The organism is Streptomyces nanshensis (assembly GCF_001751255.1).
Classification (GTDB): Bacteria; Actinomycetota; Actinomycetes; order Streptomycetales; family Streptomycetaceae; genus Streptomyces; species Streptomyces nanshensis_A.
Map to the genome: position 1 here is coordinate 20,537 of NZ_LJGW01000252.1, position 13,462 is coordinate 33,998.

General features: G+C 68.5%; 10 protein-coding genes and 1 pseudogene. 5 read left to right on the forward strand and 6 right to left on the reverse strand.

Annotation, left to right across the window (positions count from 1 at the left end):
- Positions 1 to 32: 32 nt before the first annotated feature.
- Positions 33 to 683 carry an HNH endonuclease family protein gene (locus AN218_RS14770; protein WP_070017351.1) on the reverse strand — a complete coding sequence of 217 codons (651 nt, stop codon included), beginning with the start codon at positions 681 to 683 and terminating at the stop codon, positions 33 to 35.
- 262 nt (positions 684 to 945) lie between these two features.
- On the opposite strand from AN218_RS14770, the gene AN218_RS14775 reads away from it, so the two are divergent.
- Complete coding sequence (locus AN218_RS14775; RefSeq protein WP_070017352.1) at positions 946 to 2,013, forward strand: terpene synthase family protein; 1,068 nt, start codon at positions 946 to 948, stop codon at positions 2,011 to 2,013.
- Positions 2,014 to 2,042: 29 nt separating this feature from the next.
- On the opposite strand, the gene AN218_RS14780 is transcribed toward AN218_RS14775, so the two are convergent.
- Positions 2,043 to 3,350 (reverse strand): cytochrome P450, encoded by a 1,308-nt coding sequence (locus AN218_RS14780; RefSeq protein WP_070017353.1) that lies wholly within the window; start codon positions 3,348 to 3,350, stop codon positions 2,043 to 2,045.
- 76 nt (positions 3,351 to 3,426) lie between these two features.
- Positions 3,427 to 4,842, reverse strand: coding sequence for an FAD-dependent oxidoreductase (locus AN218_RS14785; protein ID WP_171908682.1), 1,416 nt, complete (start codon positions 4,840 to 4,842; stop codon positions 3,427 to 3,429).
- Positions 4,843 to 5,001: 159 nt separating this feature from the next.
- Between AN218_RS14785 and AN218_RS14790 the strand changes: the two genes are divergently transcribed.
- The gene (locus AN218_RS14790; RefSeq protein ID WP_141747585.1) at positions 5,002 to 5,280 is read left to right on the forward strand and encodes a hypothetical protein; all 279 of its coding nucleotides are present in this window, start codon (positions 5,002 to 5,004) and stop codon (positions 5,278 to 5,280) included.
- A gap of 70 nt (positions 5,281 to 5,350) precedes the next feature.
- Here AN218_RS14790 and AN218_RS14795 read toward each other — a convergent pair whose 3' ends face one another.
- On the reverse strand, positions 5,351 to 6,826 hold the full coding sequence (locus AN218_RS14795; protein ID WP_107421451.1) for an ATP-binding protein: 1,476 nt from the start codon (positions 6,824 to 6,826) through the stop codon (positions 5,351 to 5,353).
- Positions 6,827 to 6,963: 137 nt separating this feature from the next.
- Between AN218_RS14795 and AN218_RS36725 the strand changes: the two genes are divergently transcribed.
- The 3 genes from AN218_RS36725 (at position 6,964) to AN218_RS14805 (ending at position 11,802) form a co-directional block, all read left to right on the forward strand.
- Positions 6,964 to 8,439, forward strand: a complete 1,476-nt coding sequence (locus AN218_RS36725; protein ID WP_171908683.1) for a cytochrome P450 — start codon at positions 6,964 to 6,966, stop codon at positions 8,437 to 8,439.
- A 20-nt stretch (positions 8,440 to 8,459) separates the two neighbouring features.
- Positions 8,460 to 9,602 carry a cytochrome P450 gene (locus AN218_RS14800; protein ID WP_171908684.1) on the forward strand — a complete coding sequence of 381 codons (1,143 nt, stop codon included), beginning with the start codon at positions 8,460 to 8,462 and terminating at the stop codon, positions 9,600 to 9,602.
- Positions 9,603 to 9,771: 169 nt separating this feature from the next.
- Entirely contained in the window at positions 9,772 to 11,802 is a 2,031-nt protein-coding gene (locus AN218_RS14805) for a helix-turn-helix domain-containing protein (RefSeq protein ID WP_070017358.1), read from the forward strand.
- 124 nt (positions 11,803 to 11,926) lie between these two features.
- On the opposite strand, the gene AN218_RS14810 is transcribed toward AN218_RS14805, so the two are convergent.
- Positions 11,927 to 12,691: an isopentenyl transferase family protein gene (locus AN218_RS14810; RefSeq protein WP_070017359.1), complete on the reverse strand. Its 765-nt coding sequence runs from the start codon at positions 12,689 to 12,691 to the stop codon at positions 11,927 to 11,929.
- A 428-nt stretch (positions 12,692 to 13,119) separates the two neighbouring features.
- Positions 13,120 to 13,462, reverse strand: a pseudogene (locus AN218_RS14815) (transposase); the annotation flags it as partial.

The following is a 13,462-nucleotide window of genomic DNA, read 5'->3' on the forward strand; positions in this document are numbered from 1 at the left end:
AGACCCTCGGCCGGGGCCACGGGGCTCTCGGTTCAGCAGTTGCGGGCGATCTTCAGCAGCGCGGCGCGCTCGGCGCGGTCGACGGCGAGGCGGTAGATCTTCTTCGTCTCCGCCCACTCCCTCGCATACCGGCAGTGCTCTGCCCGTACGGGAGGGAGCCACTGAGCAGGGTCCTTGTCTTGCTTGGACCGGTTGCTGTGCAAGGTGACAGCGACGAGCGAGTGCGGGTGGTCGAGGTCGTTGGCGTACGCCTCTCGCTGGTCCTGCGTCCAGTCACTCGCTCCGGACTTCGCCGCTTCGGCGATCGGCACCATGTGGTCGATGTCCAGGTCACCGGCATCCGTAATGCGTCGGTGATCGTAATACGACCACCAGGAGCCCCCGGTCAGGCGGCAGTCGGCGCCGCGCCCGGGCCGCAGCTTCGCTTCCTCCAAGAGGACCTCAGCCCGGGTGTCACAGCCGTCGTGATCAGCGTCGGTCCAGTGCCGGAACGCTTTCCGGTCGTACGTATCCGTGTCGGTCTCCGGGCGCACGGGCAGTTTCTTCACCGTCGCCACCAGGTCGCCGGCTCCGCCAGTGGGCTTGTGCTCGTCGAGGGGTTCGGCACCGCGGAGGGCCGGGGTGCAGGCGGCAAGAAGTACGCCGGTGACGGCGAGCAGCACTCCGCAGCGGTGACGGTTCATTCCATGACTCCCCTGCTGGATGTGGCGGTGGCAGGTTCGAGACTGCCAGGACCCACTGACATCGGCTCAGCACAGCACACGAGCCCGGCGTCGCGCTCATCCACGGCCTCGTCACCGGCAACGGGACTCTGCTCTGCCGGTCCGCTCTCCTGAACTCGCCTGTGGGCTGCGGGTGTTGGGCATCTCGCTGAGGGGCAGTGATGAAACGATCATCTTCTGCTGATGCCGCCGCCGCGGCGCCCGACGTGGAGGAGGAGCCGCCGTGCCGTCAGCCCCGCGGGCACGACAGCAGTTGTCCAGGCCGACGTTCTACTGCCCCATCCCCTCCCGTACGCACCCGCAGTGCGCGGCCTTCGACGCTTCCGCCATGGAGTGGCTACAGCAACAACAGCTCGCCGACCCGGAGCTGCTGCGGTGGCTGACGCAGGCCGACCTCGGCGAACTGACCGGCCGCACCATGCCGTACGGCGACACAGAGGCCCTGCACGTCGTCGCGCGTCTCCATGCCGTGCTCTTCGCGCTCGATGACGGCCTGTGCGACGAGGACGAAGAGGCCGCGGACCCCGCTCGGTTGACGCGCGAGACCGGCCGCATCCTGGCCGCGCTCGACGCCCCGCACGCCGCGTGGAGGGAAGACGCGTCGGCGTACGCGCGCGCCCTGCGGGAGATACGCGAGCAGTTGGCGACGCGGATGACCGGCAGCCAGATGCGGCGGTGGATCGAGGGGATGCGGACGTACCTGACGTCACTGCCGTGGGAGGCGGAGTGCCGCCGCGGCGCGACGCTGCCGTGCCTTGCCGACTACCTGGCGATGTGGATGCGGGCGATCGGCATGGCCCCCTCCACTGCCCTGCTGCCGGCCGTCGGCGGCTACGTGGTGCCTGACGACGACTTGGACCGGTCGGGGGTGCAGGCCCTGACGGAGATGACGCACGTGCTCGTCGCCCTCGACAACGATCTCTACTCCCGGCACAAAGAGGTCTCCAGAGTGGGCGACACCTTGAACATTGTGGACGTCCTCGCCCGCGAGTACGGCCTCGGCCTGGCCGAGGCGCAGCACGAGGCCGTACGGCAACGGGACGCGGTCATGGTCCAGTTCCTGCGGCTCCAAGAGACGGTGGAGCCGCAGGCCGGGCCGGAACTTCGCTGCTACGTTCGCGACTTGGGGGCGTTCGTCTCCGGGCACCTGGAGTGGGCGCGCAACTCTCCTCGGTACGACCGCGACGGGCACCACCGCGGGGACTGGTGGCGGCCGCACCCGGCCGTGGGGAGCCGGGCGGCGCCGGAGGTGTCCATCGCGGGGTGGTGGCAGGGCCTCGCCGCGGCGTGACGCGCGGACAGAGGCGGGCTGACGAGTTGTCACGCTGCCGGCTGGACACTCCGCAGGTCCTTGGCCGGCACCGGGGTGAACTGCGCCGGCAGCTCCACCAGCGGGCACGACATCGCCTTGAACTCCCTCCGCAGCTCGTTCTGCCCGATCGCCGGTGTGATGTCCTTCAGCCGGTCCAGCACAGCGTTCGCCGCCTCGAGGGCGATGGCGCGGCCGATGGGCTCACCGGGGCATTCGTGCGGGCCCTCGCTGAAGGTGAGGTCCGACTGGTTTCCGTGGCTGAGCCCCATCAGGTCGTCGTCTGCATCCGGCATGATCGTCGGATCGACGTTGGCGGCTCCCAGCCCGACGACGACCATGTCGCCCTCACGGATGTAGTACCCACCGAGCTCCGTGTCGCGGGTGGCGAACCGTCCCACGACCTTCGTCAGCGGCGGGTCGACCCGCAGGGTGTGCTCCATCATCTGGTGGATACCGGTCGCGACGCACCCGAACTCGGCGATCTCCTGGAGCGCGGCGGCCAGGATGCTGGCGATCAGGCTGATCGAGGTCTCGTTACCGACGATCAGCAGGAGCCGGAGGTGCTCGCGTACCTCTAGATCTGTCAGACCGTCCCCGTCCGCGTCCCGGTGGTGCAGGAGGAGCGAGGTCAGATCGTCGCCCGGCTGCTGCTTCTTATGGTCGACGACTTCCTGGAGACGGTCGATGAGGAACTGGTTACTTTTTCCGGCAGTGCCGCTTCCGCTCATCATGTCGTGTGCGGCCTCGGCGAGCTGCGGGCCGTACTCCGTTTTCATCCCCAGCATCCGGGCCATCACCCGCCCCGGTGCCTGCCGCGCGTACTGGCTCACCAGCTCCACACAGCCGTCCTGGGAGAACCCGTTGATCAGCTCGTGGACAACCTTCGCCGTGAAGAAGCGCAGCGCCCGCGAGTTCCTGGCGACCCACTCCTTGATGGCACCGGTGACGGCCGCCCGAAGACGGCGTGCCTCCGGCCCGTCCATCAAATTGCACAACGGTGCTGGCGTGACGAACGGGGCCAGCGGGTGGTCCGGAGTGATCTCGCCGCGCTGCACCGGCGGCCACGCCCGCGGGTCGCGAGTGAACGTCTCCGACTGCCGCAGGGTTTCGAGCGTCGCCTGATATCCCACGGTGAACCAGGCCGGGTAGCCGTAGTACGTGACGGGGACGACCTGCTCGAACCGCTTGCGCCACTCCTCGTACGCGCCGGGCCCGTCGGGAGCGCCGTCGAGTCGCGGCAGTTCGGCAGTGCCGCCGTGGTGGGCGGGGCATCCTGGCGGCGGCGCCACGAAGTCGGCGGGGTGCTGGGTGGTCACGGTGTCTCCGGGGGGTCACGGTGTACAGGTCGGGCAGAGGGGCCGTTCAACAGGAACGGTGGGCGGCGGCGGAAGCTTACCGTCCACTCTCGTCAACTGCCTCTGTGGCCTGGGGGGTTGATGCGGTGCGGCCCCGGACGAGGGCCTTGGTGAGGATGCGGGGAGACGCCATTGCCGCCGGGTGCTGGCGCATGTGGTAGACGTTCAGGAACGTCTCGAACACCTGGCGGTCGCCTTGGGCGGCCAAGTACAGCAGCCGCTGTTTGTACCCCGCGGCCGCGCGCACCGTCCACGGGATCCGCCGCCCCGTCACGTGGCGCTCCCAGAACAGGTCCTCACTGATGGACATCAGCCACGGGATCCGCGCGATCCCGGCGATCCGCCGCTGTGCCGTACGCGAGAAGCTCTGGTCGACGCGGCTCCCGCGCGAGAGGGCCTGCTCCAGGGCGGCCGCCTGTTGAACGGCCACCGTCATGCCCTGCCCGTAGACGGGGTTGAAGGCGAACAGCGCGTCGCCCAGCACCAGAAGTCCGGTCGGCATCCGACGGTAGTGGCGGCGCCGGTTCTCCGTCCTGGTGAACCGTTTGACGCCGGAGACGGGCGTGGCCTGGTCGAGGAGCGCGGTGAGGTCCGTGTTGCCCAACTCGCGTGCGTACGCCTCCCATCCGGCGTCGTCCGTGGGCGGGTGGTCGCCGGCCGCGCCGAACAGGGTGACGAGCCATAGCCCGCCTCCGATGTCCGCCGCGTAGGCGCCCCGCGGCCGGTCCGGGGCCTGGTTGATCTGCTGCAGCCCGTGCACTCCCGGCAGCGGCTCCTGCACGCGCAGGACGCGGCTGGCGTAGGCGAGTTTCGCGTCCACCGCCCTCTCGCGGGGGCGGGGATATCCGGCCTGCTCCAGCAAGTCCGGCAGCCGGCCGTAGCGTCCGGACGCGTCGACCACGACCTCCGCCGCGATCGTGCTCTGGCCGCCGTCGGCCCCCGTGACGTGCAGGCCCGTGATGCGTCCGGCCTCCACCCGCAACCCCCTGGCCGTGGCGCCGTCCCGCACTGTGATCTTCTCCAGTCCGGTGACGCGGCGCCGTACGGCCGCCTCCAGCACATCCCGGTGCACCGTCTGGACCGCCACCCCGGCCTCAATCTGAGGGATCGTCCCCGCCCACACCCGCGTACAGGCCTGGGCGCCATGGTCGAAGACCGGGGCGCCGCCGGCTCTCAACTCCTCGCGCAGACCGGGGAACATCGCCTCCAGGCCCTGCGCGCCGAGGTCCAGCAGTCCGTGCACATGCGCGGCCTGCGGCGTACCGCGGCGAGGGGAGTTGTCGTCGGGGAGCGGATCGCGCTCCACCAGCGTCACCCGGTCCGCGTGGCGTGCGAGGACGCGGGCTGCCGCCAGGCCGGCGATCCCGCCTCCGACGACCACAGCCGAATGCAGTTCAGGACCGTCTCCCGAGGTGGAAGCGGAGAGGTCGTCGTCGCCGGCGGGAGATGGCACCAGGGCTCTCCAGACGTATGCGGACAGCAGGAGCAGTGGCGGAACCTGGTCCACCACCGTGTGCCCGGAGCATAGCCAGCCCAGAGATCTCCAACACCTCTGCACCGGGGAGGAGTTGGGGACGCGACCCACACCCGGGGAGCGCCGTACCCTGGGTTCATGCCTGAGCAGCCCGCATCCCGTCCTGACGTCTCATCTCCTCCGCCCGGGTCTACTGACCCCGAGGTGTGGTACCAACAGATCGCAGAGCACTTTGAGTCATCCGACGAGGCCCGGTTCCTCACCGAAGGCCACTCCCGGGCCGTGCAGCAGGCGGTCGCCGACCTCATACAGAAGAAGGGCCTCACGCTCGAGCAGACCCTCGCGCAGTTGCGCGTCGGGATTCTCGTGCGGTCCGGAGACCAGCGAGACGCGGAGCGGACGGCACCGGAGAGCTGACGATCTCGACGCGGATCCTCGAATCTCAGACGCGCACACGCGACGCAGCGGGAGTAGCGCGCCCCTGCTGCTACGTCAGTTCCGGGGCATTCCCCGGAACTGACGCGTCAGCTCCTCCTGCGGGTGTGGGCGCGAGCAGTGCCTCGGGGAGGTAGACGTTGGCGGTAGTGCCACCGGTCGTCCGGTTCGCCAGTTCGACGCCGATCTCGTTCCGTTGAGCGAGGTTCCCCACGATCAGGATCCCCAGCCGACGTGTGCTCGCGTAGACCGGGGGATTGGCCAAGCGCTCGTTGAGCAAGGCCAGTTCATCATCCGGCATTCCGATCCCGACGTCATGGATGGACAGCCGAAGCCCGCTGCCGGGACCGCCCCGCTCACCTTCGACGATCACCGTCGTTTTCGGGGTGGAGTGCGTGGTCGCGTTCTCCAGCAGTTCAGCCAGCAGGTTACATACCTCAGTGACGGCTTGCCCTTGTACCCGCTCGGCGGCGATGGTCTCGTCGAGCGTGCTGAGGTCAACGCGGTCGTTGAACTGGATCTTCGCCGCTGCCAACTTCAGGACGTCGCTCACCGGCACCCACGCTGGCCCTAGCTGTGGCTGCGACTCCCCGGTAAGCGACGCGATGGTGTCCCATTTACGGCGGACTTGCGCTACCAAGAGAGCTGCTGGGTCATGCGGAGCCAGGACGTCCTGAAGCCGACCCACCAGCGGGAGGGCGCGCTGGGTGGTTTCGGTCAGGATCCTGATCAACTGGTCGTCCCGCTGGCCGAGCACCTCCGAGTCGCCGACAAGGGGAGAGAGAGCGGGGCGGTCCTCCGCGCGCCGCCGGCTCCGAACGCGGGGTGGAGGATCGGAGTCGGCGGCGGCCTGCGCCCATTCCTCTGCCAGGCGAGCGTTGAGCCGGTCCTCTGCGGCTTTCAACTGCCGATCGATCTCATCTCGCGCCGCCGACAACTGCTGCACTTCGATCAAAAGTTCCCGCAACTCTTGGTCCAGCCGCTCATGGCGTGTGAGCACGTCATCGGGGGTGACCTCCGCTGCGGAGCACGCGTCCTGGCTCCGCACTCCGGCCTTCGATGAGGGGAGTTCAAGCTGCGCTCTCTCACCGATCAATTGCCAGCGCAGACTGCTTGCCGCCTCCTGGGCAAGGCTGACTCTGCTGTTGGCGTCCTCCAGCGCCCGTTTCAGCTTCTCTACTTCGGCGCGGTGCGGATCACGTTCCTTCAGCGCCGCGAAATACAGACCCCGGAGCTCGTCCACGGTTTTCTGGGGCACAGCCTTATACGTGGTTTGTTGGATTATCGCGCAGAGACGATCGACGAAGTCGGGGCCCGACGGCAGAGTGCGGCCGGTGAAAATCCGTGAGAGCGTGCTCGTGCTGGCCCCGGGACCCATGCGTTCTTCCAACTGGACATAGTTCAGTGGCAGGTTCTGGATGATGACCTGGAGTTGCTTGACCCATGCCTGCATGGCCCACGGCAGGCCCTCGGTCGACACCTTCGCGGGCCGACCCCGCCGTGACGGTTTGCTCCCTTCGTGCACCATTCCTACCCCTTTCCGTGTGCCCGTAGCCCCGACGTGATTTTCCCGCACCCGCGGGAAAATCCGAAACCCTTGCGGAGCACTGTGCGCTGCATCAACGTGACAAGCACCACCACCGACCCACGACCTGGAGGAGTCCGATGACCTCTCCTCCCCACCCCCACAACCGGGCGGCCGCCGCCCCTCGCCCGACTTCGGCTGCGGCCGCGGGCGGCCGTTGCCCCGCCCACCCCTTCTACGGACCGGAACTCGGCGAGTGGGATCCGAAGGAACTCCTGCGGAACCTGCGCAAGCGTTACGGGCCCGTCATCCCGATTGATCTCCTGCCCGACGGCAGCTTCCCCGTAAAGCTGGTGGCGGAATACGACCGCGCCCGCGACGTTCTCCACGACTCTGGGACGTTCTCCAGCGACCCCGACCTGTGGCGGGACCGGAATACCGTCACCCCCGGCCACCCCGTGCAGCAGCACGTGAACAAGCTGAAGCACGTCCAGCACGACGACGGCACCGACCACACACGGATGCGAAAGGCCCTACAACAGGCCTTGTCCGACCTGGACCGACACGAGCCCGCTGTCCGGGCCTTCATGCAGCACATCGCGGACCAGATCATCGCTGAATTCGCCCATGACGGCTACGCCGACATCGAAGCCCAGTTTTCCCAGCGTTTCCCCCGGCAGGTGATGATGGGACTGCTGGGAATCGACGGCCAATGGGCAGATGTCATCGACGCCAGCGTCCACGAACTGATCCGTTCCGGGCCCCAGGCAGAAGACGCCGCACAGCGTATTCACAGCCTCATGCGCGATTTGGTTCGCGAAAAAATGGCCCGCCCCGGCGCCGACCTTTCGTCGTGGCTTATCTATTACACCGAGCCTTCTTCGACTCCTGACCGGATGGGCGAGGAAGCGTTCGTCGAGGAACTCAGCGATCAGATCTGGTTCCTGCTGAACGTGGGCCTCGGCGCGACCGCCGGCTGGATCTCCAACTGCGTCGTCGAACTGATGACCAACGCAGAACTGCGAGCCGAGGTACGGCAGGGGAAAACATCCTGGACCGAGGTGGCGAACCTGGTCCTGATGAGCGTGGCCCCGCTGCAGAACCTGTTCAACCGGTGGGCCGTCCGAGACACGTACCTCGGCGGAACCCTGATCGAGAAGGGCGAATTCGTCGGCATCTCTTTCGCCGGCACGGCACCCGAGACCTCGCCGGACGGCGTGGACAAGCGACTTCTCGGAAACAAGGCCCACCTCACGTGGGGCCTCGGGAAACACGCCTGCCCGCGCGGGGCGCAGGACCTGGCCTACCAGATCGTCGTCATCGCCCTGGAGCGGCTGTTCCTGCACCTGATCGGGATGGAACTCGCCATTCCGGAATGCGAGTTGAGGTATCCGCCGCCGCTCGTCGTGCGAAGTCCGGAGCGGCTTCCGGTCCAATTCGATCCGCCGTCCGTCCCTGTCACACCTGATTCTGGAGAACCGTGGACCAACAGCCTGTTGTTCTCGACCCCGACCGCCCAGACCTCCACGAAGAGGGAGCAGCCCTCCGCGAGCAGGGGGCGCTGGCGCGCGTTCGCTTCCCGGGTCTTCCACCGGAGGCCCGGGTCTGGGCGGTAAACACCCAGGAAGCGGCCCGCGTGCTCTTCACGCACCCGGGGACGTCCCGAAACGTCCTTGAACACTGGCACCTCAACCAGGAGGGCCATGATCTCAGCGGCTTCCCCCAAGCGGCGATCTTTCACAGTCCCTCCATGGGGTTCCGCGACGGCGAAGACCACCAGCGCATGCGTGAACCGGTCCAGCGTGCGCTCAGCCCCAGCCGCATCAAAGCGCTGCGGCCCCGTATCGAGTCCATCACCGCAGCACTGCTGGACGACCTCGAACGCCGGGCCGCCCAGGGCGGATCCGTTGACCTCAAGCGGTACTTCGCGCTGCCACTACCGATGGAGGTCATCTGCGATCTCCTTGGTGTGGACGACGTCCAGACGCGCGCCCGCCTGCGGGACCTGTCCGCCCGGGTCGTGGACAACAGCATCCCGGCACCTGACGAGGACGCCCCCGACCCTGCTGATTTCCCTCGCGAGGTAGCACGGTTCGTCGCGAGCAAGCGCCAGGGTCGGCGTTCGCGGTGGAGCTGGCCACTTCGCGGATGGTCACGGTTCGTCGCGAGGAAGCGCGAGCGTCCCGATGACCTCACGCGAGTTCTGATTGACGAGTGTGACCGAGGCAGCATGACCGAGGAAGAGCTCGTCGCCAACCTCGTCCTGATCGTGCTCGGCGGCCACGAGACCACGGTCAACCTGCTCACCACCGCCATACAGGCGTTGCTGGACAACCGCGACCAGCTCCAGGCCCTGCGGGAGGGCCGGATCGCATGGAAGTGGGTGGTGGAGGAGGCGCTGCGATGGAACTCGCCCTTGGCGTACGACATGTTCCGCGTCGCCACCGAGGACTTGGAGATCGACGGTCACACCATCAAGGCCGGCGACGCGGTCGCTTTCCCCCTGGCCGCATTGGGCCGCTGCCCCGTAACTCACCCCAGTAAGGACCGCGACAGGTTCGACATTACCCGCGAGCACAGGCGCCACCTGGGCTTCGGCCACGGCCCGCACCTGTGCGTCGGGGCGCCCCTTGCCCGCGCGGAAGCCGAAATCGGCCTGGAGGCCCTCTTCGAGAGGTTCCCCGACATGGAACTCGACTCCGAGACGGAGCAACAGCGGCTGCCGAGTCTGACGTCGAACGGCGTCACCTCACTCCGCGTCAGGCTCACCCGCCCCTGACCTTGCAACGGGGTGCACGCGTCACGGTGCACCGAGTCCCCTGACTCTCAGGGCCTGGAGCGCCAGGTCGGCCACCGGTAGATGCCGGCCCGGCCTGGCCCCGGCCCCCGTGAAGAACGACGGGCGGCGCGCCTTGCCTGTTGCGGCTGAGTCCGAAAGGAGGTGCTGCGTGACGGTGACGGTGAACGATTTGACTCGGGAGGCCTCCGACTCGCCTCCCGTGCTGCGGTACCTGGCCCGCCCCTCGGCGGCAGGCGGCACCTCACCCGTCGTGCGCCGCGTCGTGGTACTCCGCGACGAGGAACCGACCCCCTCCCTGCGGGGAGCCCTGGTGGTTGCTTCGGGGACGGGCATCGGGGAGGCCGAGCGGTTCATGAGCGGTCTCGCACGTGCCGAGGCCGCCGGGCTCGTCGTCGTCCCCGAGGGGGGAGCCTGCGCCCAGACAGAACTGCTGGCCACTCGTGTGCGCGTGCCGGTTCTGGAGCCGATACGGGCGCGCAGTCGCGATGCGGTCGCTTCCATGGTGCTGACCCGGCAGTTGGAACTGCTGGAAGCGCGTACGGAGCGGCTGTGCCGGGTCTTCGATCTGTCAGCGGCGCTGTGCCGCCGGGGCGAGGGGCCCGGAGAGTTGCTGGAGTTGCTGCGGAAGCTGATCGGAGGACAGGTGTCCCTGATCGAGTCGCGCGGCGGGGAAGCGTCGGTGGGGGTGCCGCTCAACTGGGACGTGCTGGCGCGTGTGCGGTCCGGGGAGATGCAGTCGGCCTCCTACGTGGAGCGAGACCGGCATGTGCTGCTGCACCCGTTGACCAGCGCCAACCTCTATACCGGTGAGCTGCTGGTGTTGGCGGCGGCGAGCCGCAGTCCGTGGACGGGTGGGCAGCAGGAGTTGTTGCTGAAGGCCGCGGCGCAGGTCGACCTGGTGCACCAGAGCCGGCAGCGGCGCGTCCGGCAGCGCGGCATCGACGAGGCCCACAGCGTCATACGTGAGAGCGCGCTGATCCATCTGATCCAAGGGGAGGTCGTCCCGGCCTCCATGGTGTTGCGCCGTCTGCTGCCGGAGGTTCTCACCACCGAGTGGGTCCAGGTGGGGGTGCTGCAATGCGCGCCGGGAGAAGACCGCGGCCTGGTCCGGGACGAGATAGAGCGCGTGCTGGAGGGGAGCGCTCTGGTCGTGGAATGCCCGGTCGAGCCGTTGGACGTCGTGGTCCTGCACGGGGTGGAGGGTCCGGACCACGACCTGGGTGACGAGCCGGAGCTGGCACGGCGGCTCCGGCCCGTCGTCGCCTCTCATGGGGAGCGGCGGCTGGGTATCGCCCAGCTCTCGAAGTGGATTGAGACGTCCGCGGCTTACTTCGATGCCCGGCAGGCTCTGGCAGGTGCGGTGTCGAGCCCGGACCGGATCTGCACGCACGACGGTGGTGCTCCGCTGGCCATGCGGCTGCCGCCGTCGGCGCGGGCGTGGGCGGCAGCGCTGCTGCCGAGTACGCACGATCTGCCGAGGGCAGAGCGTGCGCAGTTGCTGACGAGCGTGGGGTATGTGCTGGCACTGGGGCAGCGGCAGGCTGCCCGGTTGGTGCCGCTCGGTCGGGGAGCGCACCGCAGCACGCTGTCGGACCGCGTCACACAGCTACTGAAGATGACGGGACTTCAGTCCCGTCAGGCCGACAAGGCGGTGCTGCACCTGGCGCTCCAGCTCGGGGGCGACGAGCCGGACGTCGTGGCCGAGCCGCCGCCGGTGCTGCGGGAGGTGCTCTCCTGTGAGGAGGCCCAGCGCTGGGCGAAGGAGTTGCTGCACCCGTTGCAAGAGCTGCCGAAGGGGACACGAAAGCTGCTGGAGACGTGGGTGCGTCACGACGGGGTGCAGGAGAGCGCAGCCGACGCGCTGGGCATCTCGCGTCGTACCTTCCGCCGGCGACTGGATCACATCAGCGCCGCGCTGTCCCTGCCCCTGGCGGGACCTCCGTGGACAGGGCTGTACGCGGTGCTGTTCGCGCTGGTGATCGAGTCGATGAGCTCACCGAGGTCACCGCGAGCGGGGACCATGCCTCCGGACGTGCTGCCGGATCCAGTCGCGCAGTCGGTTCGCCGGAGCGGGAACCGGCCGGCGTTAGACGCCGCGCTACCAGTCGAGAGCGCGAGCAGCGGTCGCCCTCGGGATCGGGGATCGCTGCGTGGTGGACAGCGAGACGTGGCGGCTTGAGCTTCCCGTCGTCCGCGCGGCAGCGGTCCCTGCTCCTCATCTGGTCAGGGCGGGAGCTCCTCGAGGAGCGGGAGGTGCTGTGCCGGTCTGCCTCCGGTGAGGTCGGCGTGAGGTGCCGTGGGGGTCACGCCGGCACGCGCGTTCCGTGTCGGCGCCGGGTCGCTTTCTCCTTCACCTGTCCGCCGGTGAGTGCGAGGAGCGGCAGCATCGCGGCGATGTGGAGGCGCTGCTGCCGGGAGTAGTGAAGGTGAGCCTCGACGATCGTGTCGGCGAAGACGTAGCGCAGGATGCGTCCTTCCGGTCCGGTCAGGCTGGCGGGATCGATGCCGTAGCGGACGCAGACGGTGATGATGTCGTCGTAGCCGAGGACCGTCTGCAGGTGGGGGCGGGTGTTCTCGTGCGGCCACAGGTCCGCCAGCTCATCCAGCATCGTCCGGTGCGTCCCGGATCCGTACCCGAGCATATGAGCGACGCGTTTGCTGACCCGCTGCTCGTAGCGCTGCGGGTTTTCTTCAAGGCACGGCTCAATGTGGATGGTGTGGCCGTGCGTCCAGGCCGGGCGGTTGGCCAGTTCCCCGAGGATGGAGATGGAGCCGCCCTCGAGAATGAGCGTGGGCGTGAGCGCGGCATGCTCTTCGAGGAGTTGTTCCAGCCGGTCCGCCGCCTCGGCTCCGGGAAGGATGCCCTCGTCCACCGGCCGATCAGCAAGGTAGATGCGGCGGGTCCCGGAGAGCTCATCGGGCTCTGGGCGCCCGGAGCCGACGGCGAGCTGCGGCGCGCACTGGACCCGGTCGAGGGTGACGACGGGCGCGCCCAGGCGCCTCGCGAGGCGGACCGAGCGTGCGGTCTTCCCGCTTCCGGTCGGTCCCAGCAGCAGTATCAGGTCCATTTCCCGCCTTCCGTCGTGCTCGGCTTCGCACGGGAGCCTTACGCGAGCGATGTCGGCGAGCGGATGTGTGTGCATCAGCGGCAGGGTGTGTGCTCACGGGGTGACGGTTGGGCCGCTGACGTCCCCACCGGGTGAACCGGCCGTCAGCGGGATGCTCGTCGCCGAGGACCGCCCGGAGTTGGCGGCCGGTTGGATGAACACCCGCACGATCCGGTGCCCGTGCTCGCGCGCCCACCGCTTCACGGCCCGGGTCTGGTCCTCCAGGCCGTAGCCCTCCTCGGCCTGCTTGGCGGTGCTGACGCGTACGTGCCTCCGGGACCCTGGTGTCGCAGCACTGCTGTACCTGGCGGGGCGTCAGTCGTCAGTCACGGTGACAAGGACGATGTGGCCCACCTGGAACGGCAGCTCTTCGTACTCGCGGGCGGTGGAACGGTGGAGGCGGCCTTCACGGACTGGGAGTCGATGACGGTGGCCACCACCCTGGGGGCCTTTCCCGATCTCGCGGCGGATACGGCCAGCGAGCTGGTCGCGGATCTGGCCGATGACGCCAGCAGCAGCCCAGCGGGCCATGAAGCCCCAGACCGTGCGCCAGGGCGGGAAATCGACAGGCAGGGCCCGCCACTTGCAGCCGGTGTCGACCACGTGGCGGATGGCGTCCACGATCTCCCGCCGCGGATGCGCCTCCGGTCGGCCACCGGCAACGGACTCACAGGCCGGTGGTGGCAGAAACGGCTCGTTCTCTGAACTACTGGGAAGGCATGGATGCGGTCC

Bases quoted from the DNA above. Each gene is read 5' to 3' on its own strand.
- AN218_RS14770 (WP_070017351.1), bottom strand. From the start codon at position 683: ATGAACCGTCACCGCTGCGGAGTGCTGCTCGCCGTCACCGGCGTACTT.
- AN218_RS14790 (WP_141747585.1), top strand. From the start codon at position 5,002: ATGCCTGAGCAGCCCGCATCCCGTCCTGACGTCTCATCTCCTCCGCCC.
- AN218_RS14795 (WP_107421451.1), bottom strand. From the start codon at position 6,826: ATGGTGCACGAAGGGAGCAAACCGTCACGGCGGGGTCGGCCCGCGAAG.
- AN218_RS36725 (WP_171908683.1), top strand. From the start codon at position 6,964: ATGACCTCTCCTCCCCACCCCCACAACCGGGCGGCCGCCGCCCCTCGC.
- AN218_RS14810 (WP_070017359.1), bottom strand. From the start codon at position 12,691: ATGGACCTGATACTGCTGCTGGGACCGACCGGAAGCGGGAAGACCGCA.